Source organism: Autumnicola tepida (assembly GCF_031846485.1).
Lineage (GTDB): Bacteria > Bacteroidota > Bacteroidia > Flavobacteriales > Flavobacteriaceae > Autumnicola > Autumnicola tepida.
The window spans coordinates 111596-137350 of the sequence record NZ_JAVRHQ010000004.1 but is presented as its reverse complement, the minus strand read 5'-3'; the positions used below and the strand labels follow the sequence as shown (position 1 = coordinate 137350).

The window sequence follows — 25755 nt, the reverse complement described above, 5'->3', positions numbered from 1 at the left end:
AATTAATTGCTTCTTATTGCAATAGTGCTTCTGAGATGTATTCATAATAATTACATTTGTAAAAGAAACCTTCCAGTATGGCCGGAGAAGATATCAGATGGCATCAGCGCCTTATGAATTATGAAAAAGCTTTAATTCAATTGAACAAGGCAGCAGCTTTAAGCAAAGAACGGGATCTCTCGGAACTTGAAAGGCAAGGCCTTATTCAGTCTTTTTAATTTACACACGAACTCGCCTGGAAGGTAATAAAAGATTACTTTACTTACCAGGGCAACCCTGAAATACGGGGGAGCAGGGATGCTACCCGTGAGGCATTTAAATCTGAATTAATAAAAGACGGAGAAGCCTGGATGGACATGATTATTAGTCGCAATAGATTTCCTTATACGTATGATGAAGAAACTGCGATAGAAATAGTAGACTCTGTTTCAAAAAAATATGTAGCTCTATTTAATCACTTTGAAGAAAAAATGAAGAGTATTCGGAAGGGTACTGAATCATAACAATATTACGGAATTTAGGTTAAAAGATCATGTACTTCTTAAACTAAGAAAAGTCTTCAAATCTTTTCCGGGAATTAAAGAGGCGATTATATATGGCTCCAGAGCTTTGGGAACTTATCGTGAAGGATCTGACATCGATATTACCTTAAAAGCTGACCTGAATTTTGATGAATTGATTGAGGTTGAGAGAAAACTTGATGCTCTTTTGCTACCTTATAGGATTGACTTATCATTATATCAAAAACTTTCTAATCCATATTTGGTGGAGCATACTGATAGAGTGGGGAAGCAATTCTATTTAAAGGAAACAGTAGTAAATAATTGAGAGGTATTCAAATTAAAGGAATGGCAAAAATCAGAGTATCCAATTTGGGTTAAAGCGCCGGAAAATTCCTTAATGGCAGGGTAGCGGATTTTTTGTGTTTGGCCATAAATCCATTTTATAGCTAGTCCAAAAAACGGATAAGCATAGGATTACTTGTGGACCACCTCTGAACCTGTTGGGGAACCAGCTCTGGGACAGTTGGACCCGAAAATAAATAAACCGCTATCCCGCTTAAACAATCTTCAAAGGAAAAATAAACTTGCACATAAAGCATTTATATCAGTAAAATTACTTTGCATGTCTGCATCCAAAGCAATCAACAATTGGCAACCTTTGAAAATTCTGTTGAAGGTTTTGAATAAATAATCAAATGAGTATATAAATCCAGTTCCCATCTAAGGGATTGTATTTTTTTGCCTTTGAACACACTGGTCTTTATTCAGAACGGTTGGCCAGGCACCTTTCCAAAAAAGGAATTTCCTCTGCCATTATTCCCGGACCTGGAGATCAAACATTCCTTAAGTATAACAAAACTCCAAAAAGCCAGACAATTTGCTATCTATTACAGCATTTCCCTATTCCCCGACCGATCCGGCACCAATCTCCTAAGGAAAACTCCGCTTAGCCCTCTGACCTACAAAAGAATGAAAAACCTTCTTGACATGTGTGTCAAATCCTCCATCCAGCACAACAAGGAAGTAAGTGAATATTATCAACGTCGTGCATCAGAAGGTAAGAGCAAAAGGAGTACTATTAACATAATTAGAAAAAAATTGGTTTCACGGGCATTTGCCGTCATACAAAGAGATAGCCTATATGTAAAGCTGTCGAGGCATGCATCATAAAAATATTTTTTCCTCAATATCGCCCCTCGCAGAATCATGGGGTGTATTGAGGGAAAAATATTCAATTCTATTAAAATAGTTGGAAAGATCATAGGGCGCGACCTACTTCCATTATATTTGAAGTTTACTGGAAATATTTGCTTGTTTTCAAGGCTTCGCAGCGCATTTCCAGTAAATCTTTGAAATAAAATCTTTTATTTTTTAAAAAGTTGAAATTTTTTTTGAAAGTTTTGCCGCAAATTCTAATGGTTTTACTGGGGTTTCCAGGGCATTTGCCGCAAATTTACTAATTTTTGCAACAAGGCCATTTGTCATGACAAACCTGGTATCCATCCTCTATCCACTATTACAAATCCGAGTATCCATCCTGTAGCCACTCGCAGTATGCCTCCTGAATTTCCGGATATGCTACAAAATAATCCTGGTACGATCTATTCTGTGATTCCATAACCGTCCGGTACACTTCAAAATTTTCTTCCTGTTGTGCATTGGCGGAATAACTAAAGTATCCTATCAGTCCTAAGCTAAGTATTCCAAGTACTCCCAAAAGGATAAGCAAATAATTGGGTATAAGCCTGGCATGCTTTAGTTTTTTATCAATCCCCCTTAAAATTTCATCCCTTCCCTGGCTTTGCGCTTCCTGCTTTTGCAGGAATACGTTCAGGTTCTTTTCCAGTGCTTCGGTGCTGATGGGAATGCTCAGCTCCGATAGTTGCCTGGAAAGCAATTGAAGCTTAAGAATAGCGATTTTAAAATCCGCCATCTCATCGGCCATCAGTTCCATGATCTCATCTAGTTTTTTCATCGCTCAAAATTTTAATATCCCATACCTATTCCGGTATCCCTTATTATTTTTATAGCTCCTGTTACAAGTTCTTTGGCTATTTTGGTCGCCAGGTTATTGCTTAGCTGCACAGCCTTATTTAAAACAAAGACATTTTTCGGGACTTCCTTCAGTCTTGTAAAACTTCTGTTTTGTGAGATCTGGGGAATTAACCTATTCCCACTCATTGATCGGTCAACTTCACTGGCTTTAAGGTTGGTCCCTTTATATGCTACACGAAAGCCCTGCAGTTGATTAGACTTATTGATTGTAGGAATCACTTCCACTTTATGAGCTTTCATTTTGCTTATATACTCATCCAGGGACTTTGGCCTTGTTTGAAGAACGCGGTCATGTATCGTTTTGATTTCCTGTCGAATTTCTTTTAACTCCTGCAGTTTTTCATACTGTACTTCCCGGACCCTGGTAAGGCCTAATTCTTTAGCGACATGATCTGCAGCCAGCTGGCTTCTTTTCCCTATAAAATTGTCTTTATAGACTTCTCCGCTAAGGCTGATCCTATTGGCATAGATATGCACGTGGGTATGTGCCTTATCCCTATGCACAAAGCCAATAGCCTGATGGTTTTGCAGGTGCATCTCCTTTAAAAACTTTTTAGCGAGTTCTCCCAGTTCTTCCGGGCTTAAGCTTTTACCATCTTCAATGGTAGGACTAACCACAAAACTAAGGGTGTTATTGATGCATCGAGCATTTTGGGACTGGATGATCTGGAACTCTTCTGTGATCTCCGTGGGAGTATCTCCCGCCAGATATTCTTTCAGCACCACTTCCGCTTCCTTTTCCTGGTTCCAGCCATAGGAGATAGATGCCTTTGTACTGGAGATGGCATGTCCTTTCCCGATCATTTTTTAAAGTTTTTTAGATGCGTCCTGATCTCTTGCGCAAGCTGGCCCACAGCTGCAGCTAACTTGGGATCCCTTTTTTTAAACATATTACTGATGCGGGCAAAGTTGTTCTTGTATTGTACCAGCATCTGGTAAGATTCCAGTTGCTCCGCAGTAATGCGTTCTACAATATTCCGTTCAAAAGCAGTGGAGCGAAGATATTTGGAAAGGGAAATTCCTGCCCTGGCCGCTCTTCTTTGGAGCAGTTTCTTCTCGTAAATCGAGCAGCGGATCTGGATGTATTCCCTTTTCATTTTTTTCTTTTAAATCTTTGCGACCTCCGGGAGTAAAGCAAGATTGTCATGACAATGACACATCTTGCTTTACTACTCCATATGGAAATCTCCCTTGTGGAATTTACCAATGCAATGATGTGCTTCATTCCACTTTGATCATCCTTTGAATGGAATCAAAAAATTGATTTTTCAGTGATTTAAAATCTGTTATGCTGGCACCGGATTTCTTTTGATCCAGGAACTATTAAAGTTTTGCGGAGGTAAGCCAAAAAGGTTCTTTTCAGCCAACTTGTTTCCATTATCAAATCCAACGTTTAATCGAGCTGATCTTACTTCTCCTGGTCCTTTTGGCTTACTTCCAAATCCACTCTTTTCAGACGAACCGTTTTTTCCTAAGATGTAGCTTTTGCGAAATCGTGGAAAATGTGGTGAGGACTTTTGTTTCTTTAAAAACTTGAAGCTTATAAATTATTCCCTCCAGCTTTTTCCTTCCCACTTGATGATATTGAACATCTCCGGCAACCGGTCTCCAATATGATTTCCATACCGGGCCGCTATAGCAGATGGATTTTCATTAGTGGTCACAAAAGTTTTTAGTTTCCGCCGATGTCTCTCAAAAAGTAGTTTCCCGATGAGCTCTTCCCGGTTATAGGCTTTATCTTCTTTTCCAAGATCGTCCAGGTACAATTTTCCATGGTAGTAGCTTTCCAGTTTAAAATTGCTTGTAGGATTCTTTTGTGTCTCATAGTACCTAGTCAGCATATGGATCGTGGATATCCTTGGAAACCAGAGTTGGGTATTTTGAGTACGGATTACAATTAACTTTCCTACTTCATGGACCGCATCAAACAAAGTGGATTTGCCCACTCCGTAATCTCCATACACTAATAATCCTTTATCCAGGCTGGGGTTATTTTTAATTATTCCGTAGGCATTAAAATCCGGCAGCTGTAAAAAATAGCGGAAAATGCTATAGATGATCTGTTCATTTTCCGGTTTGATCTTAAAGCCAGGTGCAAGACGATTGAACAGTTTCCAAAAAAGTTGTTTACTGATCAGAGATTGATTGTTCACCTGAATTTTTGTTGCTGCGGCAACTTTTGGGGAACGAACGTCAATGGATGAACTAATCATAGCTTTTTATTTTTTGCCGGACCCTGAGGTCCATATGTGCTGCTTTTCCAGGTTGTTTTCCCTGCGCGATCAGTTGCCCTACTTTCTGCCGAAGCTTTTTGGTGTCGAGAATAATCCCTTTCCAGAATTCATCGTTCCCATCGAGCAAATCATAAGCAAGCTGTAACTGGCTTTCTGAAACGCCATCTTTTTCCCTCATCAGCCTTATGGGGTTTACAAAATCCTCATAATTTGCCATCTCTGTCTTTTTTGTTGGCGCGCCTTTGTTTTTTAAGTTTTTCAGAAACAGCTCCTGGAATTTTACCGCCCATTCATAATAGCCCAGCTCATTTTCAGGAATTTCAGATCTGTGGATTTTCAATAATGGCTTTTTAAAAAAGGTTTTATGGTTTATTGGTTTATAGTTTAATTGTTTATTTATACTCGCAATGCTTTGGAGGCGCTTTGTACCCTGCTGCGACAGTGCTTTGTCCAATGCTTTGGGTGGTGCTTCAGTATTTTTTACCAAAGCAATGACATTGGCAGTGTACTGGTTACTGCTTTTTTGGATCCACGTGATAAATCCCCAATCCACCAGGTCCTGTAGCGCCCCGATGTAGGTCCTGTAATTTTTAATGCCCAGGGCTTCCATGGCCAGGTCGGTAGGAAAACCAAATTCATCCTTCCATCCCAATCGGTTGCAGCGTTCTATGGCAAAGAAGTAAATGGCGGTATGTACCGGTTTTACTTTACCGGGATTGAGAAAGCTGTAATCAAACCATATCCTGGAAAATTCATAGCCGTTCATAACACTAAAGCTTTGAATTTCTCAAGAGCCAGGCATTGAGTTTTGTTCGCTCAAAATAGATCATCTTCCCACTGGGTTTGGAATGGGGTATTTTTTCTGCCGCAGTAAGCTTGTACATATAGCTCATCGAGATCCCGGTGTACAGGCAGGCTTCTTCTAAGGTTAGCACTTCTTTGTTTGCGGTGAGTAGTTTTTCGATGCGAAGCAAGCGATCTTCCAAATGTAAATTGTCCATGAGTTCTGTTTTTTATGAAAGCCAACACCGATTGTTGTCTTTCGGTTACAGCAACAAATGACCGACTAATATCCCTGTATATCAATATGGTAACAGGTAATCTAGTGGTAATTACCTTATAGATACTGTTGAAAAAGCCTGGAGATCTCCTTTAGGTATGGAGCTTTGTTCGTGCGCCAGTCGGAGATATTTTTGGAAGATAAGTTCTGGTTGTTCCCCTCTGAATTTTTAAGGATGAAGTAGTAGTTGACATATTCCATCATCTGGTGATTCTCCAGATTTTCAAATCCGATCATCAGCTGGCTTAGGAATTCTAAAAGGCTTTGGCGGTTGACCTGCTTTGGCCTTTTAGGGGAAGCATCTTTCCATTCCAGTCGATCTTTTTCAGATATCGGGTTTAACAGCACCAGGGATTGAAAGCTTTGATAACTTCCGCTTAAAAAATTCAGGGAAAATGCTTCAAAAATATGTTTCTTCTGAAGTGTAGTGAGTGGAATGGCCTTAAGGTTTAGATGTGGTAATTTTTCCACTTCATGGTCATTATGAATATAAACTTCCATGCCATTTGATGTATGTCTGACTCTCTTATTATAGAGGTGGAAATACAAGGCGGCTACTGAAAGTAATGCGCAGAATACAAAAATAAAACTACTTCCTAATTTTAACCAGAGGGGGAAGGGATTCATCCATACATATAGAAGAGCCAACGAAGCAAGGAAAAGGAAACATGAGAAAAATAGTTGACCGAATTGCGAATCGGTTTCCCGCAGCAGGGAATTCAAAAAAGCAACGGTTTTTGCCCTAAGCTGAAGTGTGAAAATCGCCACCCGCTCTAAAAACATGGTATCTTTCTTATTGTTATCTACTAAAGATAATTAAAAGAAAGAATATGTTGGCTTTCAAAGAGTGCATTCCTAAAGTCTAAGCATTGAGGTTCTTGATATTGGAGTTCAAAATGAATTGACTAGGTTTAAATATATGCAATTTTATAAACTCAAGTTTATATGTTTGTTTAAAAATAACCTCAGTCGCAGTTTATTTTTGTTGTAATTTCTAAACCGTGAGTATAGAAAAAGAAAACAAATTAAACCGCTCATTACAACAACGTCCTGCCGGTACTCCTGCTCAAACCTCCTGGTTGCGCAAAATGCGTTTAGCTCTATTTATTTTCATTGCTCGCTTTTTCAGCTGCAGAAATTCTTTCCTTCAGAGAATTCATATCCTCACTCAATTTTTCATCAAGAATCTTCGCATAATGTTGTGTGGTTTTTAAAGATCGATGGCCTAGCATCTTACTTACAGATTCTATAGGTACACCATTAGTAAGTGTAACGGTAGTGGCGAATGTATGTCTGGCCATATGAAATGTTAGGTTCTTCTTAATTTCACAACGTTCAGCAATCTCTTTTAAATAGCTATTCATACGTTGATTGGAATAGACGGGAAATAAAGTTCCTTTTGGATTTTCAACATCTTTATACTTCTCTATTAATTTCTGTGCAATCGGAAGCAATGGAATGCTGCTCAGGGATTTTGTTTTGGTTCTTTTGATTTTAATCCATAGGCTACCATCTATGCCTTTGACTATATTGTCCGCAGTCAATTTCTCAACATCTGAATAGGCCAATCCAGTGTTGCAAGAAAAAAGGAAAACATCCCGGACGTTTTCTATTCTGGGAGTAGTAAAATCCTTTTCCATAATTTTGATAATTTCTTCTTTTGTCAGGAATTCCCGATCAATTGATTCAGTTTTGAGCTTGAAATTATAAAAGGGATCTTTTTCCATCCAGCCATTGGCAAAGGCCATCCTAACTATTTTCTTAAGATAGGAGAGGTACTTCAAGGCTGAATTGTGGGTATGGTTCAACTCTGTCTTTAGGTAGTAGATAAAGGCATTGATGAATTGTGTATCAATACCTTTTACAGGATAATCCTTTCTTTTATAAGAGGAGCAAATGAAGGCAAGTAAATGTTTTTGTGTGGTTCTATATCTTTGGAGGGTGCGGAAGGAATAATCTTTACCTACAAGTTTCGACATCCTGTTATTATGTTCCTCAAACATCTCCAGGATAGATTTATTCTCATCTGTATTCCCGAGATAAATATCCTTGATTAATGTAGCAGTTATATGCTCATTCCCTTCCAGAAGCTTTTGATAAATCTCGTAAACTCTGTTTTTGATCACGTCTAAATTTCGGTTGACCTGTTTTGCTTCTATGGAAGAGCCATTGGCTTTATTGGCCTTTGCGCTCCATTTAGCCAAAGGCACTTTCCGCATTGTGCTCACTTCTGCTCTTTTTCCATCATAAGTAATTCGCAGGTATACCGTGGCATGAGTAGCGTTTTCATGCTTACTTTTTCTCACATAAAATAGTACTGATAGTAAATCCTGCATCCTAATAGTATTTAAATTCGAAATAAATTTACTTCATTTTTTTTTATTTAAAAACACGCAAAATACTATTTAACAATAGGTTACGTTCAATTCGGGCGCACTTTTAGCGCCACCTAAAGTGCCACCGAATTAGACACCTTTTATTTGATATCAAATGGTTTTGTTTGATATTAAATAAAATGAAAAACCCTGTAAACAGTGAAGTTTACAGGGTTTTAGCTTAATTTGATTCGTGAAAAGTACTCGAGGTGGGAATCGAACCCACACTTCCGAAGAAACTGGATTTTGAATCCAGCGCGTCTACCAATTCCGCCACTCGAGCTAATGGAGGGCAAAAATAAGAAAAATTTCTTTTCTAATCTCAAAAAGTAAAAATATGTTCTGCTGTGAATCCCCGCTGAGGTTTATATGAATAAATTTTTTACTGCTTTTTTAGAAAATTTTTAAATATTAAAAATAAAAATTTTCTCTTATATTTTTTATTTTTATCAAAATTAAGGATTAATAATAATTTTAATTTAAAATAAAAATGAAAAAGCTGCTTCTAATTGTGTTTTTATTATTTTCTCTGAATGCAATTCAGGCCCAGGAAAATTATATAAAAGCAGGGCACGTAGTAACTATAGAAGAGCCCTCCACGCCTAATTTCAGACATATTCATTTTCCAAGACCAAATTTCATTATAAAGCGGGGAGGAATAGTGAATTATAAGAGAGAATATGGGCAACAGGTAGAAATCCTAGCAATAGAAACCAGAAAAGACGGCACAAGGCAAGCCAGATTAAGACGGACCGATGGGAAAAAATTCTTTCGGAGTCAATCCACTGTTCTGGCTGATATTGATGAAGCTATTGCAGCCGGGGAAATCAGTCTTTAATTTCATTTTTACCCTCCATTGGTTTACTTTTCTTCATGCTGTTGTGAGTTTAAGCATACTGCGTTTTTAAAAATATTGGAGGTAAAATACTCACTTTACCAGCCTTTCCCTTTTACTTTTTCTTTTTCATTTTGTTCAGCCAGATAATGGTCCCCGTTACGGGAAGGCTGGTCGCGATCAGGCAGGCCAGAAAGTAAATGACCTTCGAAAAGATACCAAAAACCTCCCCCGTATGGATTGGCTTTATTAAAGAAGCAATTTGTACGTTTAAACCCTTCTGCTCAAAAAGTTCCTGGCTCAGCATTTCCCCGTTTTGATCCAGGATCAGTTCATCAGCCACAACGGGGGAAAAATTGCTTTCATCATATTTCCGGATTTGATAAACTCCCTTTTCAGAAGAAGGAAAAGAAATATTTGTTGTTCCTGGATAATCCAGCCTTTCTGAAGCATTGTCGTAAATGGCACTTATAGATAATCTTTCACCAGGCGCAAAATCACCTTCGGATTGAATTTTGGGGCCTCCCCTGTTACCAAATATTTTTGTTCCCAAAACTTCACTACCCGCATCCCTGTACCATCCAAAGGACCAGCAAAGCCCGGTAAGCACCATTATCACAAGAAATATACAGGCATAGAAGCCCAGCGTATTATGAAGGTCGTGATTGATCCTTTTCCATCGGGCTGAAAATTTAATTTTAAAGCCGGGCTTAAAATTCTTCCACTTCCACTTCTTCGGAAACCATAAAACAATCCCGCTAATAGCAAGAAAGAAGAAGATAATACTGGCCACACCAACAATGGGGCGCCCAATTGTGCTATCCAAAAGCAGCCACCGGTGCATCCTGAACATCGTCATAAAAAATCCGTCCAGGGGATTAGCCTGCGCTTTCAATATCTTTCCCATATAAGGATCTACATAAAAAACACTCCCCCGCCTGTCTTCAGGAGATGTTTTTACACGAAACTCATAAGGCAGGTTATCCTCATCGCTAATTTTTACAGCAGTTACTTCCCCCTCGGCCTGCAGCATCACCGCAAGAGAATCTATAGAGATTTTTTGCTCCTGTGCCTCCACTTTAAAATCTTCAGCAAAAAGCCCCTTTATCTCATCTTCAAATACCAGCATGGTCCCGCTGAAGCAGACTAAAAACAGGATGATCCCGCTTGCCAGGCCCAGCCAAAGGTGAACATCATTTATAAATTTCCTAAGGGTGTATTTCTTCTTTTTTTTCATAGTAAAGGAGCATAATTACTGTAATATCTTATTCAAATTAGAAGGAATAAGAAAGCACTCCCGCAAATGTACGGGGATCAGTCTGGTTGATATACCTGGTCCTGTAGGCATTATAACCAATTTCATCAAAAACATTATTCGCAAGTAACCTCAGCCTCCAGTGCTCATTGAATTGATAGCCCGCCTGGAAATTCACCAAAGTATAGGCTTCTACATTAAAAGGCTTCTGGTTAGGCACAATTCCTTCATGCGTAACAGGCCCGGCAGACCAATCGTTAATTGGGCGTTCCCCCGTATAATAAGCTCCGCCTCCAAGTGACAAGCCCTCCAGGCTTCCGCGGAAACTATAATTGGCATAGGCATTAAAGGTATGTTTAGGGGTATTGAGTGGCGCAGAACCATAAACATAAGAAGTGTGTTCTTTATACTGGGCATCTATATAGGAATAACCGGTAATCACCTCCAGGTTTTCCAGGATTCTTCCGGTAAGCTCCACTTCCACACCCTGACGCTGATCGTTACCTCCTTTTTGGTAAAAACCTGTAGCCACCCAGTTTTCGTCATAAACAGGTAAATTGATATCCTTATTGTTTATCTTAAAGAAGGTGAGGTTAAAACGAAGCCTGTTATTTAACCAGTTAGTTTTGATCCCTGCCTCCAGCTGATCGTATCGCTCATTTCCTAATTCTTCCCCGTTTTCTCCCAGTCTTGAAGCAGAGCGCGGGTAAGAGCTGTTGGTATAGGAGGCGAAAAAATTAATGTTTTCAAGAGGAGAAACAATTATTCCCGCAAGCGGATTAAAAGCATCATTGCTGTTGTTTTCTGGATTAGAAATGGTCTCTATGGAACTATACCTGGCTCCCAGAAATGTCTTTAACCAGGAATTGAAAGTAATAACATCCTGGGCAACAAATCCTATGGCCCTGGACTCGCCTCCTCCCGTACGCGGACCTCCAAACTGAATACCTTCAGGCAACCTGTTGTTATTGCCGGCATCAAAAACATCTAAAGTGTCCACATCGCCCGAAGACTGACTGAAAGTGCTGTAATCTGTGCTACGGTAATCAAAACCTACCTGGAAAGTATGGGTGATATTTCCTGTAGCAAGTTCATCTCCTATAATGTCAAACTGGATAACGCTGTTTTCATCACTCCTGGTGGAAGTGCTGTATCCCCGCACCACCTGGTTATATACGGGCTCCCCATCAAGCTGAATGGCACCTCCCAAACTGGCACCTTTATCATCCAGGTCTAACTCCGACCTGTAGTAGGCAGCCTTAAGGGTTAACTTATCAGACAATTCCCGGGCAAATCGTATGGCATAAGTGCTGTTCCTGGTAATGGAACGGTCATTTTCGTACCCAAGGAAAACTTCATGAGGCAAATCATATATCGCGTTTACATCATTTTCAGCTAAATTAACAGTTCCAACATCGGGAGTACGACTATCGTCAAAATAATCCATTTCCAGTGTAAGTGTGGTGCTGTTATCTATCTTCCATTCCAGGGAGGGATTAATGTAAAAGCGTTCTGAAGAAATCCCTTTGCGGTAGCTATCTGCTCTTTCCAAAGCTCCGTTAATCCTGAAGGCAAGCGTGTTATTTTGGTTAACAGGCCCGTAGATATCAAATGTTGGGCGCACTTGTCCATAACTTCCAAGCCTGAGGGACGCTTCTCCGCCAAAATAATATTTAGGCGTTTTAGTCACAATATTTATAACTCCCCCCGGGCTTCCTAAATCTGTGGCCACTCCCTGGGTAATAGTGGCAGCCCCTTTTAAAACCTGTATATTATCCACTCCCTGCATATCGGTAAGGATGCCGGTACCTCTAAAATCTGAATGCACCCTTACCCCGTTTTTAAGAATAGGAATTCCACGGAACCCACGGGAAGACATACTTTCCCTCTTGTTCCCATAGGTTGCGAAAGTATAAACCCCCGGCACATTTTTAGTGGCTTCAGAAATACTGAGAGCCCCCTGGTTTTCGATAAGTTTCTCTGAAATTACCGAAATACTCTGTATCTGCTCATAAGGCTCCAATGGCAGGCGCGTAAGGGCTTCAATTTTATCGGGACGTTTATGGCGGTTACCAAAAACTTCTACTTCATCCAGGGCATTATCTTCCTTTACGGTAAAATTTGCAACCTGCTCTGCCCCGGCCTTCACTGTAATTTCCAAAACGCTACTGGTGTAGCCAACGGCACTCGCTGTCACTTCCCAGGTTCCGGCAGGAATATTGGCAATGCGAAATCTGCCTTCACTATCTGCCGAGCTTCCCCTGTTTAATTCTTTTATATAAACGGTGGCAAAGGGTACCGGAGCTTCCTTTGGATTAACAACTCTGCCCTGAATGGACCCATAGTTTTGTGCAAATGCAGGCTGGAACAGCCCTGTAAACATTAATAAAAGTAGTAGTAGTGGTTTCATCTTATTTATTTAGACTTAATTTAAATAGAGCGTCAAAAATAGTATTTCATTTTTTTCGACAAAAATTTATTTAGATTTATTTTAAATAAAAATTAAAAGTATTTTTGGACAAGATTATTCCTCTTCCGTCGACGGTTAAATTTTTTGGAAATTGTTAACAAAATTGTATTTTCGCCCTTTCCCATAACAAAAGCAAATGTCTCAGTTTTGGTTGTATTACAGGCTTGGCCTGGAACATATTCTGGATTGGCAGGCGTACGATCATGTTTTATTTCTAATCGTGCTAATTGTGGGCTACACCTTTAGCAGCTGGAAAAAAATCCTCTGGCTTATCACGTTGTTCACCATAGGCCATACGCTCGCGCTGTTCCTTTCGGTTTACGAAATTGTTAAAGTGGACACCAATTATGTGGAATTTCTTATCCCGGTAACTATTCTTATTACCGCCTTCTATAATATTCTTACGGCTGGCAGGAATGAAAAAAGCCGAAACCAGAACATGCTGTTTTTTACCACCGTGTTCTTTGGCGTGATTCATGGCCTTGGTTTCTCTTCTTATTTTAAGATGATAGCCGCAGCCGGCGAAAGTAAATTTCTGCCCCTGCTGGAATTTGCCCTTGGCATCGAGACCGCGCAAATTCTGGTAGTGATAGTAATTGTGATCCTGGGCTTTATTTTTCAGAATATGATACGCGTTTCCAGGAGAGACTGGATCCTGGTAATTTCTTCTATTGTTATCGGAGTTATTTTACCCATTCTTCGGGATAATTTTCTGGCAATTTAATACTTTAGCTATTCTGAAATTTTTTCAGATTCTGATTTTCAATACTTAAGCTCTTCAGCATAAAAGAGAAGAGAGACCGATTGACGCATGCAAAATAACAAGCAGTTAAAATACGATAAGGCTTACCTTAGGATAGCAAGGGAATGGGGAAAACTTTCCCATTGCAAAAGGAAAAAGGTTGGCGCACTTATTGTTAAAGATAGGATGATTATTTCTGACGGGTACAATGGTACTCCCAGTGGCTTTGAAAACTATTGTGAAGATGAGGAAGGTTATACCAAATGGTATGTGCTGCACGCCGAAGCAAATGCTATTCTAAAGGTTGCCTCCTCCACACAATCCTGTAGTGGAGCTACTTTATATATTACCATGTCACCCTGTAAGGAATGCAGTAAACTTATTCACCAGGCCGGGATAACCCGTTTAGTTTATAATATTGACTATAAAGATAATTCCGGACTGGAATTTCTCGAGAAAGCCGGAGTGGAACTTAAACAAATAACAGACTTAGATCATTGAAAGATAAAAACAAAATATATATTCCCCTGCTCCTGGGAATGGCCTGCGCCCTTGGTATTTTTTTGGGTGCCAGGCTGGACCTGTCTACTTCAGACGGGTTGTTTTCGGAAAATCCCAAGAAGCAAAAACTTAACAGGCTTATAGATTATATAGATTACGAATATGTTGATGATGTTAATACCGACAGCATTGTTGATGTTACTGTAAACAGGATCCTTGAAAACCTGGATCCTCACTCGGTTTATATTCCAAAAAAAGAGTATGATGCGGTGAGTGAAAATATGCAGGGCGATTTTGTGGGAATTGGCGTTAGCTTTTATTCTGTGGGAGATACTGTGGTGGTCATTCAGCCGCTGGAAGGTGGCCCCAGTGAAAATGTTGGTATCCATGGGGGAGACAGGATTCTGTACGCCAATAATGAACAACTTTTTGGAAAAAATTTATCGAACGACTCAATAATTAGTCAGCTGAAAGGCGAAGAAGGCAGCAAAGTTAGTCTGAAAGTTCTTCGGCAGGGGGAAAAAGACTTACTTGATTTTAATGTTACCCGTGGAAAGGTCCCTTTGAAAAGTGTGGATGCCGCTTATATGCTTACCAACAAACTGGGATATATTAAGATTAATCGTTTTTCTGAAACCACTTACGAAGAGTTCGATATGGCCTTGGAAAACCTGCGCCGCCAGGGAGCAAAAGAAATAGCCCTGGACCTTCGTAACAATCCGGGAGGATATCTTGCTGAAGCAATTAATGTAGCAGACGAATTCCTGAAAGATGACAAGCTTATCCTATTCACCAAAAATAAAAGTGGCGCGATTGAAAAAACGTACGCCCAACGCGAAGGAGATTTTGAAGACGGAAGGGTTTATGTACTTATAAATGAAGGTTCTGCCTCGGCAAGCGAAGTGGTGGCAGGAGCTTTGCAGGACAATGATGTGGGCACCATAGTTGGCCGCAGGTCCTACGGCAAAGGCCTTGTACAGCGCGAAATGGACCTAGGTGATGGCAGTGCGGTAAGGTTGACTATTGCCCGCTACTACACCCCAACCGGCCGCTCCATCCAGAAGCCTTATGAAGAAAACAACGAAAAATATTTTAATGATTACCTGAGAAGATACCGCAATGGCGAATTACAGTCGGCAGATAGTATTCATGTTGCCGATTCTTTGCGTTACATTACCCCCGGCGGGAAAGTGGTGTATGGAGGAGGTGGGATTATTCCCGATGTTTTTGTCCCCAAAGATGTAGATGCTGAAAAAGAGCAAATTTCCCTTCTGCTGAACCGTGGGTTTATGAGCCGCTTTATCTTTGAAGTACTTGATGAGAACAGGAACTATTACAATTCCTTAAGCACAAAGGAATTTGAGAAAGAGGTCCTGATTGATGACAGCATGGTGGCAGATTTTCTGAAGTATATTAGATCACATCCACCTGGTCTCAATATCAGGATTACCAGTTATGAACCTTTACTAAAGCAGTATCTTAAAGCAGTGATGGCCGAGCAGCTTTTTGGCACTAATGCATTTGAACAGTTAAAAAACGCAGATGATCGAATAATTGACAAGGTAATTCAATTGTCGAAGGAAAAAACCTAATTTCGGGAATGTGAATTCTACCTACGATTATCTCTGGGCCTGCGTGACGGTTTCCCCCCTCATTTTTTTTATAATTGCGGTGAGCTTTCGGCTACTGGATAATAGTTCTCTTCTATTTCTTCAGAAGGAAATCCTGGTAAATTCTTCAAATGTTTCCATAAAATCCATTCAGGAGCAAATACAAAATCACCCCGATGCAACTTTCAGAAGACAATTAAAAAGGGCGCTGGTTTACAGAAAACTACACCGGACGTTTATCTGGTTGATGATATTGTCCCTGCCGGTAATGATATTCTGCCTTTCATTGTTATACTAATTTATCGTGAACCTTTACGTGCTCTCCATGGTTCCAACGGGTAAGAATATCTGTTGCGACAGAGGCCCCACTGCCACAGGCAATAGAGTACTGGCTTCTCCAGCCCGCTAAAGCCCCGGCCACATATAGTCCCGGCGCGACCAGGTGATCGTCATTTTTAAGCTGGATCCTGTTTTTTGAAATTTTCGCCCTTTGATGCGGCACAATATAATCTTCCAGGCCTTTAATACGCATAGGAGCTTCATATCCCACTGCCACCACCACCTCTTTGGCGGTATAAGTCTTCTTATTGGTTAACACCTCAAAACCTTCCGCCGGAAGAGCAGATATCTCCTTTACTTTTTCCCGCTCAATCAAAGAAACTTCGGGATACAGGTTTTGTAACTGTTCCTTTCCTCTTTTTAAAATAGAATTTCCGGTTGTTCCCGGTTCAAGTCCCAGCACATTATTAAACAATGCCGATTGCAGATGGGAAGCTTTTTGATGCAGAATTATCCCGGCTTTTTTCCCTTCAGCAAAAGGTTTATTCATAGCAGAGCCTATAACCAGGGCGCAGGACATTCCTGCAGCGCCACCTCCAACAATTAGAACATCAAAATCCATTTACTCCTGCTTTTGTTTTTTAGCGATGGTACGTGACATTAGCAAGATAGCCATAAGCACAATAACACAGGTGCTGGCAAGAATAGCAGCTGAGGCCTTACCACTTTCACCGTCCAGGAGATTATTAAAGTCCAGGATGCTAATGTTATAACCAATTAAAACAACAGCCAGAGCGATAATGGTATAGATAAAAAATTTCATTTAGAAAAGACTTTGAATATTTGCAGTGAACAGTTTTACCGCTATCGCAAGTAAGATCACTCCAAATATTTTTCGAATTACATTTATTCCCTGCTGCCCTAAAATACTTTCAATTTTACCCGAAGATTTTAGCACAGCATATACAAAGATAACATTGATTACGATAGAAACAATGATATTTACCGTTTCATATTCAGCCCTTAAAGACAAAATGGAGGTCATTGTACCTGCACCCGCAATAAGCGGAAAAGCCAGCGGCACAATAGAAGCCGTTTGCGGGGTATCATCTTTATAAAGCGTGATTCCCAGGATCATTTCCAGAGCCAGGAAAAACAGGATAAAAGCACCCGCCACAGCAAAAGAATTCACATCAATACCAATAAGATTTAAAATTTCCTTTCCAAGAAAAAGGAAAACCACCATCAACAAACCGGCAACAATAGAAGCTTTTTCGCTTTCTATATGCCCGGATTTTTTCCGCAGATCTATGATAATGGGAATGCTGCCAATAATATCTATTACAGCAAAAAGCACCATACTGGCAGTAAAAACTTCCTTTAAATTAAATGTTGACCACATAGCCTTCAAAATTTCGCGCAAAAGTACTTTTTAAAAGAGAAATGAGAAGCCCTCGAAACCAAAATTTTTTATAAAATTCAGCGTGGTAAAACAAGGTCAAAAGCTTATAGTAAATTATATTTGCAGCATGTTTCAGTTAGGAAAAACCATAGTATCTGAAGAGATCATTAAAAATGATTTTGTGTGTAACCTTTCTGCCTGTAAAGGAGCCTGTTGTATAGACGGAGATGCCGGGGCGCCTGTGGAGGAAGAGGAAGCTAAAATCCTTGAAGAACTTTACCCTAAAATAAAACCCTTTTTGAGGAAAAAAGGTATTAAAGCCATAGAAGAACAGGGCACTTCTATCACTACGGAATTTGGGGAAATTGAAACCCCGCTAATTAATGATGCCGATTGCGCTTATGTTACCTTCGACGAAAAAGGCACCGCCCTCTGCGGGATTGAAGAAGCTTACAACCAGGGAGCTATAGAATGGAAAAAACCGGTTTCATGCCATCTCTACCCTGTAAGAGTCCAGGATTACAGCGAGTTCTCTGCGGTAAATTATCACCGCTGGCAAATTTGTGATGATGCCTGCAGCCTGGGAGCAGAACTGGAAGTTCCGGTTTATAAATTTGTAAAGGAAGCACTTATCCGCAAGTTTGGCGAAGATTGGTACATGGAGCTGGAGAAAATTGCCGAAAACCATAAAAAGTAGTGGCGAAATTTCTCCAAAGAAAGCTTTTACCTTCTTAAAATTTCCCTTTTCATAATCCTGTAATCTTGCTGAGAATTACACTGGGAACCGACATTACACCTCCTGCTCTATTATAGCAGAATTTCACATCTTCATCAAAAATATCAAATCGAAAAGCAGTTCTTTTTAAGATACTTTTACCATTCCTGTTAAAAACTTTGTGGAAAACGTTTGACACTTCCAGCCAGAATCAACAAAGGAAATCACAATCTTTGTTATGAACCTAATCTATAACCTCTACTAAACTAAACCCTTACCCCTATGGCTCAACTGGAACCCATTTTACAGGAAAACAAAGACCGGTTTGTAATCTTCCCAATTAAACATAACGATATTTGGGACTGGTATAAGAAAATGGAGGCCAGTTTCTGGACAGCCGAGGAGATAGACCTTCACCAGGATTTAAACGACTGGAACAATCAATTAAACTCTGACGAACGCTACTTCATCAAACATATTCTTGCTTTTTTCGCCGCTTCAGATGGGATTGTAAATGAAAACCTCGCAGAAAATTTTGTAAATGAGGTGCAGTATGCCGAAGCCAAATTCTTCTACGGCTTTCAGATCATGATGGAAAATATTCATTCGGAAACCTATTCGCTTCTTATTGACACGTATGTTAAAGACGACCGGGAAAAAGACCAGCTTTTTAAAGCCATAGAGGTTTTTCCTGCCATTCAGAAAAAGGCAAAATGGGCGCTAAAGTGGATAGAATCAGATTCTTTTGCTGAAAGATTAATCGCTTTTGCAGCCGTGGAAGGCATTTTCTTTTCAGGATCTTTTTGCTCAATTTTCTGGCTAAAAAAACGCGGACTAATGCCGGGGCTTACCTTCTCTAATGAACTTATTTCCAGGGATGAAGGCGCGCACTGCGATTTTGCCGTTCACCTGCACAACAACCATTTGGTGAATAAGGTGCCAAAAACCCGAATTCGCGAAATTTTGGTAGACGCTTTAAATATCGAACGGGAATTTATAACCGAAAGCCTACCCGTAAGCCTTATTGGCATGAATGCAAAGCTGATGACGCAGTACCTGGAATTTGTCACCGACAGGCTGCTGGTAGAACTTGAATGTGAAAAGGAATACGGCTCCTCCAATCCGTTTGATTTTATGGATATGATCAACCTCCAGGGAAAAACCAATTTCTTCGAAAAAAGGGTTGGGGAATACCAGAAAGCCGGAGTAATGAATAAAGATAAGAATTCAGATAAAATCAGTTTCGACGCCGATTTTTAAGTCTCTGGTCCCCAGAGGGTGAACACAGCCATCTTCCCGGGCTCCATAGAGGGGAAGCACATTTAGAAAATTAAAGGTCCACAACTCCTCCCTTTCGGCAGGTCGGGAGGGGCTCAAAATATTAGGAGTATGTACGTAATTAAAAGAGATGGGCGCAGGGAGCCTGTAATGTTTGACAAGATTACCGCCAGGGTCAAAAAACTTTGTTATGGTTTAAATGAACTGGTAGATCCCGTAAAGGTTGCCATGCGGGTAATTGAAGGTTTATATGATAACGTGACCACCAGCGAACTGGACAATCTCGCTGCCGAGATTGCCGCTACCATGACTACTTCTCACCCGGATTATGCTAAACTGGCTGCACGTATTTCAGTTTCCAACCTGCATAAAAACACAAAGAAGACTTTTTCTGAAGTCATGGCAGATCTTTATGAATACGTGAATCCCCGCACCGGGGAAAAGGCCCCGTTGCTGGCAGATGATGTTTTTGAAGTGATTCAGAAAAACAAAGAACTTTTAGATTCCACCATCATTTACAACCGTGATTTTGGTTATGATTATTTCGGCTTTAAAACCCTGGAACGTTCATATCTCTTAAAATTAAACGGAAAAATAGCCGAACGGCCTCAGCACATGCTTATGCGCGTGGCGATTGGGATTCATTTAAATGATATAGACGCTGCCATTGAGACTTACGAGCTCATGTCTAAAAAATATTTTACCCACGCCACTCCCACCCTGTTTAACTCCGGAACACCGAAACCACAAATGTCTTCCTGTTTTCTGCTTACCATGAAGGACGACAGTATAGACGGCATTTACGATACGCTGAAGCAGACTGCTAAAATCTCACAATCTGCAGGAGGAATAGGACTTTCCATTCATAATGTTCGTGCCACGGGATCTTATATTTCGGGAACCAACGGCACTTCCAACGGCATTGTTCCCATGCTGCGGGTTTTTAACGATACCGCGCGCTATGTAGACCAGGGTGGCGGCAAGCGTAAAGGTTCCTTTGCCATGTATGTAGAACCCTGGCATGCCGATATCTTTGATTTTCTTGATCTTAAAAAGAACCACGGAAAAGAGGAAATGCGCGCGCGTGATCTTTTTTATGCCATGTGGGTGCCAGACCTTTTTATGAAACGGGTTGAAGAAGATGGGAATTGGACGCTGATGTGCCCGCATGAATGCCCCGGTTTGTATGATGTACATGGTGAAGCATTCGAAGAGCTTTACCTGCAATATGAAACCGAAAACAAAGGACGAAAATCGATAAAAGCAAGGGAGCTTTGGGAAAAAATCCTGGAATCGCAGATAGAGACCGGTACGCCCTACATGCTCTACAAAGATTCGGCTAACCGTAAATCTAACCAGAAAAACCTGGGTACCATCCGCTCTTCTAACTTATGTACGGAGATTCTGGAATATACCAGCAAAGATGAAGTTGCCGTTTGCAACCTGGCTTCCATTGCTTTGCCAATGTTTATTAAAAATGGCGAATTTGATCATAAAGAACTTTATAAAATCACCAAACGCGTCACCAAAAACCTGAACAAGGTGATAGACCGCAATTACTACCCGGTAAAAGAGGCTGAAAATTCTAACATGCGGCACCGCCCGGTGGGACTCGGTGTCCAGGGCCTGGCCGATACTTTTATAAAGCTGAGACTGCCATTTACGAGCGATGCCGCTAAAAAACTTAATCAGGAAATATTCGAAACTCTATATTTTGGCGCTGTTTCCGCTTCTATGGAACTGGCAAAAGAAGAAGGGCCGTATTCCACTTTTGAGGGTTCGCCCATGAGCCAGGGAGAATTTCAGTATAACTTATGGGGAATAAAAGATGAAGACCTGAGCGGCAGATGGGATTGGGCAAAACTGCGCCAGCAGGTGCTAAAGAATGGCGTACGTAACTCGCTTCTCGTTGCTCCCATGCCCACGGCTTCCACTTCCCAAATCCTCGGTAATAATGAGGCTTTTGAGCCTTACACTTCAAATATCTATACAAGGCGAGTGCTTTCAGGGGAATTTATTGTGGTTAACAAACACCTGCTGGAAGACCTTGTGGAACGCAACCTTTGGAACGAGGAGGTGAAAAATGCCATTATGCGCAATAACGGGTCGGTACAGGATATAGATGTAATTCCGCAGGACCTGAAAGAACTTTATAAAACGGTATGGGAAATGAGCATGAAAGACATTATAGATATGTCCCGCCAGCGTGGCTATTTTATAGACCAGTCGCAATCCTTAAACCTGTTCATGGAAAATGCCAATTTTGGAAAACTTACCTCCATGCACTTCTATGCCTGGAAGAGCGGACTCAAAACCGGGATGTATTACTTAAGAACCAAAAGCGCTGTAGACGCCATAAAGTTTACCCTTCAGAAAGAAAGCAAAAAAGAGCCTGTTGCTGAAACTGCTTCTGCTTCGCCTTCCCATGCAGCTGAATCTTTAAAAAAAGAAGAAAATTCCAATCTAGCCACTTCCCATGAAGAAGGCTCACTTTCACCCGAAGAACTGCGAGCCATTATAGCGCAATCTAAAGAAGGGGAAGGAGATGACTGTTTAATGTGTGGGTCTTAAAATAGGCTGTAGGCTGTAGGCTGTAGGCTGTAGGCTGTAAATTAAAAATCTCCCGCAGACTACGCAGATAAGCGCAGAAATTTTTTAACCACTTTTCATTAATCAATCTGCGAAAATTAGCGGAATCTGCGGGAAAATAGAAATGAAAAACTTCCTCCCGCAGAAAGCGCAGAGGAGCGCAGAAAAGTAGCAGATTTCACAAAGAAATCAATACGCCTCATGAATGAAAATGAGATATCCTATAAAATAAGAGGGGCTATTTTTAAAGTCTATAATGAACTCGGTCCGGGTTTGTTAGAATCTGTTTATGTCGCCGCATTGCAACATGAACTTAGAAAAGAAAATTTAAAAGTCCTTAAGGAAGTTCCTGTTCCTGTATTTTATGACAACGAGAAATTGGAGGTAGGTTTTAGATTGGATTTATTGGTAAACAATAGAGTAATAGTTGAAGTAAAATCTGTTGAAAATTTAGCAGAAGTCCATCATAAGCAAGTGATCACTTATTTAAAATTGACAAATCTAAAACTTGCCATCTTAGTCAATTTCAATGTTAGTAATATATCAGCAGGGATATATAGAAAAGTAAACGGGCTTTAGGAATTGTTTCCCGCAGACTACGCAGATAAGCGCAGAAATTTAATCCGCTTTTCATTAATCAATCTGCGAAAATTAGCGGAATCTGCGGGAAAATAGAAACGAAAAACTTCCTCCCGCAGAAAGCGCAGAGGAGCGCAGAATAATGGGTAGCGTTCCAGGAACTCGTCCGCAGGAAAATTAATAAAAGCTTCCCTTATAATTTTACTATTTTTGGTCTTCGGAATAACATATCTTCCGAACACCTCAATTGTTAACACCTTTACTGAAAATTGAATGAACTGGGAACAACTTTTATCCTTAAAAAGATTTGGAGACACTCATAAAAGGTTAAGAAAGGAACAAGACGAAACCCGGCTTGGCTTTGAAGTAGATTACGACAGGATCATTTTTTCTTCAGCCTTCCGAAGCCTCCAGGATAAAACACAGGTGATCCCGCTTTCCAAAACAGATTTTGTGCACACCCGCTTAACCCACAGCCTGGAAGTTTCGGTTGTGGGAAGGTCCCTGGGCAGGCTTGCCGGGCAGAAAATCCTGGAAAAGCATCCGCACCTTTCCACCATTCATGGGTACCAGATGAACGATTTTGGTGCTATTGTAGCTGCCGCGGCCCTGGCGCATGATATAGGAAACCCGCCTTTTGGACATTCCGGGGAAAAAGCGATTGGCGAATATTTTAGTCATGGTAACGGCAGGCGATTTAAAGATCAATTAGTGCCTTCAGAATACCAGGATCTGGTGAAATTTGAAGGAAATGCCAATGGCTTCAGGATACTTACTGAAAATCGCCCCGGCATCAACGGTGGATTGCGGCTCTCTTATGCCACTCTTGGCGCCTTTATGAAATACCCCAAAGGCTCCCTTCCGCATAAACCAACAGCAAATATCGGCGACAAAAAGTTTGGATTTTTTCAGACGGAAAAAGAAACTTTTAAGGAGGTGGCAGAAGAGCTGGGGCTAAAGCAAATAAGGACAGGCGAAAATTTGAGTTTTGCCAGGCATCCCTTGGCTTTTCTGGTTGAAGCGGCCGATGATATTTGCTATACTATTATCGATTTTGAAGATGGGATTAACCTTGGCCTGATTGATGAAGAATATGCCCTGGAATACCTCATCAAACTGGTAAAAAACAGTATAAATACTTCCAAATACCACAGCCTGACTTCTACGGCAGACCGGCTTAGTTATTTACGCGCACTCGCCATTAACACCCTTATCACCGAAGCCGTGGAAATTTTTCTTGCCAATGAAGAGGCTATTTTGGCGGGAGACTTCCATAAATCCCTTTTTGATAACAGCAGTTACGAGGCACAAATAAAAGACATTATCAAGATAAGCGTGGAGAAAATATATCAAAGCGAAGAAGTAATCAGTAAGGAAATTGCGGGTTACAAGATGCTTTCCCTTCTGCTGGATACCTATACGCAGGCTTTTCTTCCAGAGGATTCTTCCGACTCTAATTATCATAAGCTGGTAAAAAGTTCGGTCCCGAAATTGCAAATTTCAGAAGATCAGTCCGTTTATGAAAGTCTGCTGCAAATTTGCTCTTATACTGCCTCCCTAACTGACGGTTTTACTGTAGCTTCATTTGAGAAATTTATGGGCCTGCGCATTTAGGGAAGGATTAATTTAATTTCAGATTTATGAAAAAGGGAAGAATGGAGGCCTTTAGCGATGGTGTTCTGGCCATTGTTATTACCATTATGGTTCTTGAAATAAAAGTACCTCATGGAAATAATATTACCAATCTGGAGCCGCTGATTCCCGTATTTCTAAGCTATGTGCTGAGCTTTATCTATATTGGTATTTATTGGAATAATCACCACCACATGATTCATGCTGCAGAGAAGGTTACAGGTGCCGTCCTTTGGGCAAACCTTCATCTTCTCTTCTGGCTCTCCCTTATTCCATTTGTCACCGGTTGGGTGGGAGAAAATCACTTCAGCCCAATCCCAATGGCACTTTATGGGTTTATACTATTTATGGCCGCAGTAGCCTATTTTATACTTCAGCAAATAATAATTCGCAGCCAAGGGAAGAAATCAATCCTCGCAAAAGCTATTGGAAGGGATATAAAAGGCAAGTTATCTACTGTGCTCTATCTTGTTGCAATAGCTTCATGTTTTATTCATCCGCTTATTGCAGGTATCATCTATATTTTGGTTGCGTTAATGTGGCTTATCCCAGATAAAAGAATTGAACGCAGCATGAATGGATCCTATGAAGAGGAACATGTTTAGAATTCATAGACCACTCCCACCCCAAGGGTTTGTTTAAACTGTACCCGTGGGCCAAAAGTTTCCAGGTCTCCGTCATCATCCACATCTTCCTTATATTTTACATCATCGTCATATCGCAGATGGGAGCCTATACTGGCCTTTATAAAATCATTCACCTTCAGATTCACGTTTAATTGCCAGTCTACATCTACATTTCCAAAATTATTCAGATAATCGGAATAAAGACTTAGCCTGTTTTTGACGTTTACATTCTCGAAAACCTCCTTTTCAAAATTACTTGTCACCAAAAAACCAAATTCTGTCCTTACCATTTCGCCTTCTTCCACAATATTGCCTTCTTCATCTCTCACAGCACCGGTAACCCCAAACATTCCTTCATTTGCCAGACGTTGGTCCAGTACAAATGTAGATTTTTGGGTAACTGGCGAAATATACACGGTCAATTCTTCTTCAGGATGGGAATATTCGGCCCCAACCCCAAGGAACAGATAGGCCGGTGCCATGAATTTCGAAATAGGATTAGATTTTTCCGGATATTTATACCCGTTGGAAAATTGCGTGTTAAAATCAAGTTTTGCAGAATAAAACCAGTTGGAAGTAGAATCCGGCCGATATCCAAAAGTAGAACTTAGCAAAAGCTCATCTTCCGTTTTTCGTATTTCCCTGCCTTCCTGGGCATTTAATCCATAACGGATTACCGCGGAATTACTCCATTTGGTAAGTGCTTTTTTATAATTTCTTTCAAAATTACCATGGATTAATGCGGATACGGAATTGTTCCCCCCGCTGTTCCAGTTCACAAAGGCCACCTCGCTAAAATCCAGCCCAACGGCGTTTTCTTCATTCCAGTAAGTAGCCACATCAGTTGAGGCGGTGTCCTGCTGGACCTGAAGCGTATCTATAACTTCTGTCGTATCTATGGCTCTTTTAAAATGAGGAAATTTTGAAGCATAAGTGTTTAGTGAAATTAGGCACAGAAAAAGGCCTATCAAGCTGATTTTCATTTTATTTAAATTCTCGGAATTGCAAAAATATA

The 25755-nt window shown here is 40.5% G+C and carries 26 protein-coding genes, 1 tRNA gene and 1 pseudogene; 13 read left to right on the top strand and 15 right to left on the bottom strand.

Features of this window, described 5'->3' with window-relative positions; all coding sequences use genetic code 11:
* The first annotated feature begins 77 nt into the window (after window positions 1–77).
* Window positions 78–503 (top strand): annotated as a pseudogene (locus RM553_RS19710) (nucleotidyltransferase substrate binding protein).
* Window positions 493–828, top strand: a complete 336-nt coding sequence (locus RM553_RS19705) for a nucleotidyltransferase domain-containing protein (protein WP_432271450.1) — start codon at window positions 493–495, stop codon at window positions 826–828. The pseudogene RM553_RS19710 and the gene RM553_RS19705 overlap by 11 nt, the downstream one beginning before the upstream one ends.
* 1191 nt (window positions 829–2019) lie before the next feature.
* Here RM553_RS19705 and RM553_RS05440 read toward each other — a convergent pair.
* The 9 genes from RM553_RS05440 to RM553_RS05400 all read right to left on the bottom strand — a co-directional run bounded on the left by RM553_RS05440 (window position 2020) and on the right by RM553_RS05400 (window position 8510).
* Window positions 2020–2478, bottom strand: a complete 459-nt coding sequence (locus RM553_RS05440; RefSeq protein ID WP_311533946.1) for a DUF6730 family protein — start codon at window positions 2476–2478, stop codon at window positions 2020–2022.
* Between the two features lie 11 nt (window positions 2479–2489).
* A complete protein-coding gene (locus RM553_RS05435) occupies window positions 2490–3362 on the bottom strand; it encodes a relaxase/mobilization nuclease domain-containing protein (protein WP_311533945.1) in 873 nt (290 codons plus the stop codon).
* Window positions 3359–3655 carry a mobilization protein MbpA gene (mbpA, locus tag RM553_RS05430; RefSeq protein WP_311533944.1) on the bottom strand — a complete coding sequence of 99 codons (297 nt, stop codon included), beginning with the start codon at window positions 3653–3655 and terminating at the stop codon, window positions 3359–3361. Before mbpA ends, RM553_RS05435 begins: the two co-directional genes overlap by 4 nt.
* Window positions 3656–4105: 450 nt before the next feature.
* Complete coding sequence (locus RM553_RS05425) at window positions 4106–4771, bottom strand: P-loop NTPase family protein (protein ID WP_311533943.1); 666 nt, start codon at window positions 4769–4771, stop codon at window positions 4106–4108.
* Complete coding sequence (locus RM553_RS05420; protein WP_311533942.1) at window positions 4764–5558, bottom strand: phage replication protein O; 795 nt, start codon at window positions 5556–5558, stop codon at window positions 4764–4766. The genes RM553_RS05425 and RM553_RS05420 overlap by 8 nt, the downstream gene beginning before the upstream one ends.
* Before the next feature lie 4 nt (window positions 5559–5562).
* The gene (locus RM553_RS05415) at window positions 5563–5793 is read right to left on the bottom strand and encodes a helix-turn-helix domain-containing protein (RefSeq protein ID WP_311533941.1); all 231 of its coding nucleotides are present in this window, start codon (window positions 5791–5793) and stop codon (window positions 5563–5565) included.
* A gap of 116 nt (window positions 5794–5909) precedes the next feature.
* Window positions 5910–6353 (bottom strand): hypothetical protein, encoded by a 444-nt coding sequence (locus RM553_RS05410; RefSeq protein WP_311533940.1) that lies wholly within the window; start codon window positions 6351–6353, stop codon window positions 5910–5912.
* Window positions 6354–6952: 599 nt separating this feature from the next.
* Complete coding sequence (locus tag RM553_RS05405) at window positions 6953–8188, bottom strand: site-specific integrase (RefSeq protein WP_311533939.1); 1236 nt, start codon at window positions 8186–8188, stop codon at window positions 6953–6955.
* 240 nt (window positions 8189–8428) lie between these two features.
* A tRNA-Leu gene (locus tag RM553_RS05400) sits at window positions 8429–8510 on the bottom strand.
* A 207-nt stretch (window positions 8511–8717) separates the two neighbouring features.
* Between RM553_RS05400 and RM553_RS05395 the strand changes: the two genes are divergently transcribed.
* Entirely contained in the window at window positions 8718–9065 is a 348-nt protein-coding gene (locus RM553_RS05395; RefSeq protein WP_311533938.1) for a hypothetical protein, read from the top strand.
* 112 nt (window positions 9066–9177) lie between these two features.
* On the opposite strand, the gene RM553_RS05390 is transcribed toward RM553_RS05395, so the two are convergent.
* Together RM553_RS05390 and RM553_RS05385 are read right to left on the bottom strand one after the other, a co-directional pair.
* The gene (locus RM553_RS05390) at window positions 9178–10299 is read right to left on the bottom strand and encodes a PepSY-associated TM helix domain-containing protein (RefSeq protein ID WP_311533937.1); all 1122 of its coding nucleotides are present in this window, start codon (window positions 10297–10299) and stop codon (window positions 9178–9180) included.
* A gap of 37 nt (window positions 10300–10336) precedes the next feature.
* Window positions 10337–12727: a TonB-dependent siderophore receptor gene (locus RM553_RS05385; protein WP_311533936.1), complete on the bottom strand. Its 2391-nt coding sequence runs from the start codon at window positions 12725–12727 to the stop codon at window positions 10337–10339.
* A gap of 196 nt (window positions 12728–12923) precedes the next feature.
* On the opposite strand from RM553_RS05385, the gene RM553_RS05380 reads away from it, so the two are divergent.
* The 4 genes from RM553_RS05380 (at window position 12924) to RM553_RS05365 (ending at window position 15938) form a co-directional block, all read left to right on the top strand.
* On the top strand, window positions 12924–13511 hold the full coding sequence (locus RM553_RS05380) for a HupE/UreJ family protein (RefSeq protein WP_311533935.1): 588 nt from the start codon (window positions 12924–12926) through the stop codon (window positions 13509–13511).
* An 87-nt stretch (window positions 13512–13598) separates the two neighbouring features.
* Complete coding sequence (locus RM553_RS05375) at window positions 13599–14030, top strand: deoxycytidylate deaminase (RefSeq protein WP_311533934.1); 432 nt, start codon at window positions 13599–13601, stop codon at window positions 14028–14030.
* Window positions 14027–15622, top strand: a complete 1596-nt coding sequence (locus RM553_RS05370; RefSeq protein WP_311533933.1) for a S41 family peptidase — start codon at window positions 14027–14029, stop codon at window positions 15620–15622. The genes RM553_RS05375 and RM553_RS05370 overlap by 4 nt, the downstream gene beginning before the upstream one ends.
* Before the next feature lie 10 nt (window positions 15623–15632).
* Window positions 15633–15938, top strand: coding sequence for a hypothetical protein (locus RM553_RS05365; protein ID WP_311533932.1), 306 nt, complete (start codon window positions 15633–15635; stop codon window positions 15936–15938).
* On the opposite strand, the gene RM553_RS05360 is transcribed toward RM553_RS05365, so the two are convergent.
* The 3 genes from RM553_RS05360 to RM553_RS05350 are packed head-to-tail and all read right to left on the bottom strand — an operon-like array spanning window position 15930 to window position 17321.
* On the bottom strand, window positions 15930–16541 hold the full coding sequence (locus tag RM553_RS05360; protein WP_311533931.1) for an FAD-dependent oxidoreductase: 612 nt from the start codon (window positions 16539–16541) through the stop codon (window positions 15930–15932). The genes RM553_RS05365 and RM553_RS05360 overlap by 9 nt on opposite strands.
* Entirely contained in the window at window positions 16542–16742 is a 201-nt protein-coding gene (locus tag RM553_RS05355; protein WP_311533930.1) for a hypothetical protein, read from the bottom strand.
* Window positions 16743–17321: a MarC family protein gene (locus RM553_RS05350; RefSeq protein WP_311533929.1), complete on the bottom strand. Its 579-nt coding sequence runs from the start codon at window positions 17319–17321 to the stop codon at window positions 16743–16745. It abuts the gene before it with no gap.
* Between the two features lie 127 nt (window positions 17322–17448).
* Here RM553_RS05350 and RM553_RS05345 point away from each other — a divergent pair, with 127 nt between their 5' ends.
* From RM553_RS05345 to RM553_RS05320, 6 genes are all read left to right on the top strand, one after another.
* Window positions 17449–18018: a DUF3109 family protein gene (locus tag RM553_RS05345; protein ID WP_311533928.1), complete on the top strand. Its 570-nt coding sequence runs from the start codon at window positions 17449–17451 to the stop codon at window positions 18016–18018.
* Between the two features lie 300 nt (window positions 18019–18318).
* Window positions 18319–19296, top strand: coding sequence for a ribonucleotide-diphosphate reductase subunit beta (locus tag RM553_RS05340; RefSeq protein WP_311533927.1), 978 nt, complete (start codon window positions 18319–18321; stop codon window positions 19294–19296).
* Between the two features lie 129 nt (window positions 19297–19425).
* Complete coding sequence (locus RM553_RS05335) at window positions 19426–21885, top strand: ribonucleoside-diphosphate reductase subunit alpha (protein WP_311533926.1); 2460 nt, start codon at window positions 19426–19428, stop codon at window positions 21883–21885.
* 219 nt (window positions 21886–22104) lie between these two features.
* The gene (locus RM553_RS05330; RefSeq protein WP_311533925.1) at window positions 22105–22482 is read left to right on the top strand and encodes a GxxExxY protein; all 378 of its coding nucleotides are present in this window, start codon (window positions 22105–22107) and stop codon (window positions 22480–22482) included.
* Between the two features lie 273 nt (window positions 22483–22755).
* Complete coding sequence (dgt, locus tag RM553_RS05325; RefSeq protein WP_311533924.1) at window positions 22756–24096, top strand: dGTP triphosphohydrolase; 1341 nt, start codon at window positions 22756–22758, stop codon at window positions 24094–24096.
* 26 nt (window positions 24097–24122) lie between these two features.
* On the top strand, window positions 24123–24719 hold the full coding sequence (locus RM553_RS05320; protein ID WP_311533923.1) for a TMEM175 family protein: 597 nt from the start codon (window positions 24123–24125) through the stop codon (window positions 24717–24719).
* Here RM553_RS05320 and RM553_RS05315 read toward each other — a convergent pair.
* On the bottom strand, window positions 24716–25723 hold the full coding sequence (locus RM553_RS05315; protein WP_311533922.1) for a DUF3078 domain-containing protein: 1008 nt from the start codon (window positions 25721–25723) through the stop codon (window positions 24716–24718). The genes RM553_RS05320 and RM553_RS05315 overlap by 4 nt on opposite strands.
* Between the last annotated feature and the right edge of the window lie 32 nt (window positions 25724–25755).

Bases quoted from the DNA above. Each gene is read 5' to 3' on its own strand.
- RM553_RS05440 (WP_311533946.1), bottom strand. From the start codon at position 2,478: ATGAAAAAACTAGATGAGATCATGGAACTGATGGCCGATGAGATGGCG.
- RM553_RS05435 (WP_311533945.1), bottom strand. From the start codon at position 3,362: ATGATCGGGAAAGGACATGCCATCTCCAGTACAAAGGCATCTATCTCC.
- mbpA (WP_311533944.1), bottom strand. From the start codon at position 3,655: ATGAAAAGGGAATACATCCAGATCCGCTGCTCGATTTACGAGAAGAAA.
- RM553_RS05425 (WP_311533943.1), bottom strand. From the start codon at position 4,771: ATGATTAGTTCATCCATTGACGTTCGTTCCCCAAAAGTTGCCGCAGCA.
- RM553_RS05420 (WP_311533942.1), bottom strand. From the start codon at position 5,558: ATGAACGGCTATGAATTTTCCAGGATATGGTTTGATTACAGCTTTCTC.
- RM553_RS05415 (WP_311533941.1), bottom strand. From the start codon at position 5,793: ATGGACAATTTACATTTGGAAGATCGCTTGCTTCGCATCGAAAAACTA.
- RM553_RS05410 (WP_311533940.1), bottom strand. From the start codon at position 6,353: ATGGAAGTTTATATTCATAATGACCATGAAGTGGAAAAATTACCACAT.
- RM553_RS05405 (WP_311533939.1), bottom strand. From the start codon at position 8,188: ATGCAGGATTTACTATCAGTACTATTTTATGTGAGAAAAAGTAAGCAT.
- RM553_RS05395 (WP_311533938.1), top strand. From the start codon at position 8,718: ATGAAAAAGCTGCTTCTAATTGTGTTTTTATTATTTTCTCTGAATGCA.
- RM553_RS05390 (WP_311533937.1), bottom strand. From the start codon at position 10,299: ATGAAAAAAAAGAAGAAATACACCCTTAGGAAATTTATAAATGATGTT.
- RM553_RS05385 (WP_311533936.1), bottom strand. From the start codon at position 12,727: ATGAAACCACTACTACTACTTTTATTAATGTTTACAGGGCTGTTCCAG.
- RM553_RS05380 (WP_311533935.1), top strand. From the start codon at position 12,924: ATGTCTCAGTTTTGGTTGTATTACAGGCTTGGCCTGGAACATATTCTG.
- RM553_RS05375 (WP_311533934.1), top strand. From the start codon at position 13,599: ATGCAAAATAACAAGCAGTTAAAATACGATAAGGCTTACCTTAGGATA.
- RM553_RS05360 (WP_311533931.1), bottom strand. From the start codon at position 16,541: ATGGATTTTGATGTTCTAATTGTTGGAGGTGGCGCTGCAGGAATGTCC.
- RM553_RS05355 (WP_311533930.1), bottom strand. From the start codon at position 16,742: ATGAAATTTTTTATCTATACCATTATCGCTCTGGCTGTTGTTTTAATT.
- RM553_RS05350 (WP_311533929.1), bottom strand. From the start codon at position 17,321: ATGTGGTCAACATTTAATTTAAAGGAAGTTTTTACTGCCAGTATGGTG.
- RM553_RS05345 (WP_311533928.1), top strand. From the start codon at position 17,449: ATGTTTCAGTTAGGAAAAACCATAGTATCTGAAGAGATCATTAAAAAT.
- RM553_RS05340 (WP_311533927.1), top strand. From the start codon at position 18,319: ATGGCTCAACTGGAACCCATTTTACAGGAAAACAAAGACCGGTTTGTA.
- RM553_RS05335 (WP_311533926.1), top strand. From the start codon at position 19,426: ATGTACGTAATTAAAAGAGATGGGCGCAGGGAGCCTGTAATGTTTGAC.
- RM553_RS05330 (WP_311533925.1), top strand. From the start codon at position 22,105: ATGAATGAAAATGAGATATCCTATAAAATAAGAGGGGCTATTTTTAAA.
- dgt (WP_311533924.1), top strand. From the start codon at position 22,756: ATGAACTGGGAACAACTTTTATCCTTAAAAAGATTTGGAGACACTCAT.
- RM553_RS05320 (WP_311533923.1), top strand. From the start codon at position 24,123: ATGAAAAAGGGAAGAATGGAGGCCTTTAGCGATGGTGTTCTGGCCATT.
- RM553_RS05315 (WP_311533922.1), bottom strand. From the start codon at position 25,723: ATGAAAATCAGCTTGATAGGCCTTTTTCTGTGCCTAATTTCACTAAAC.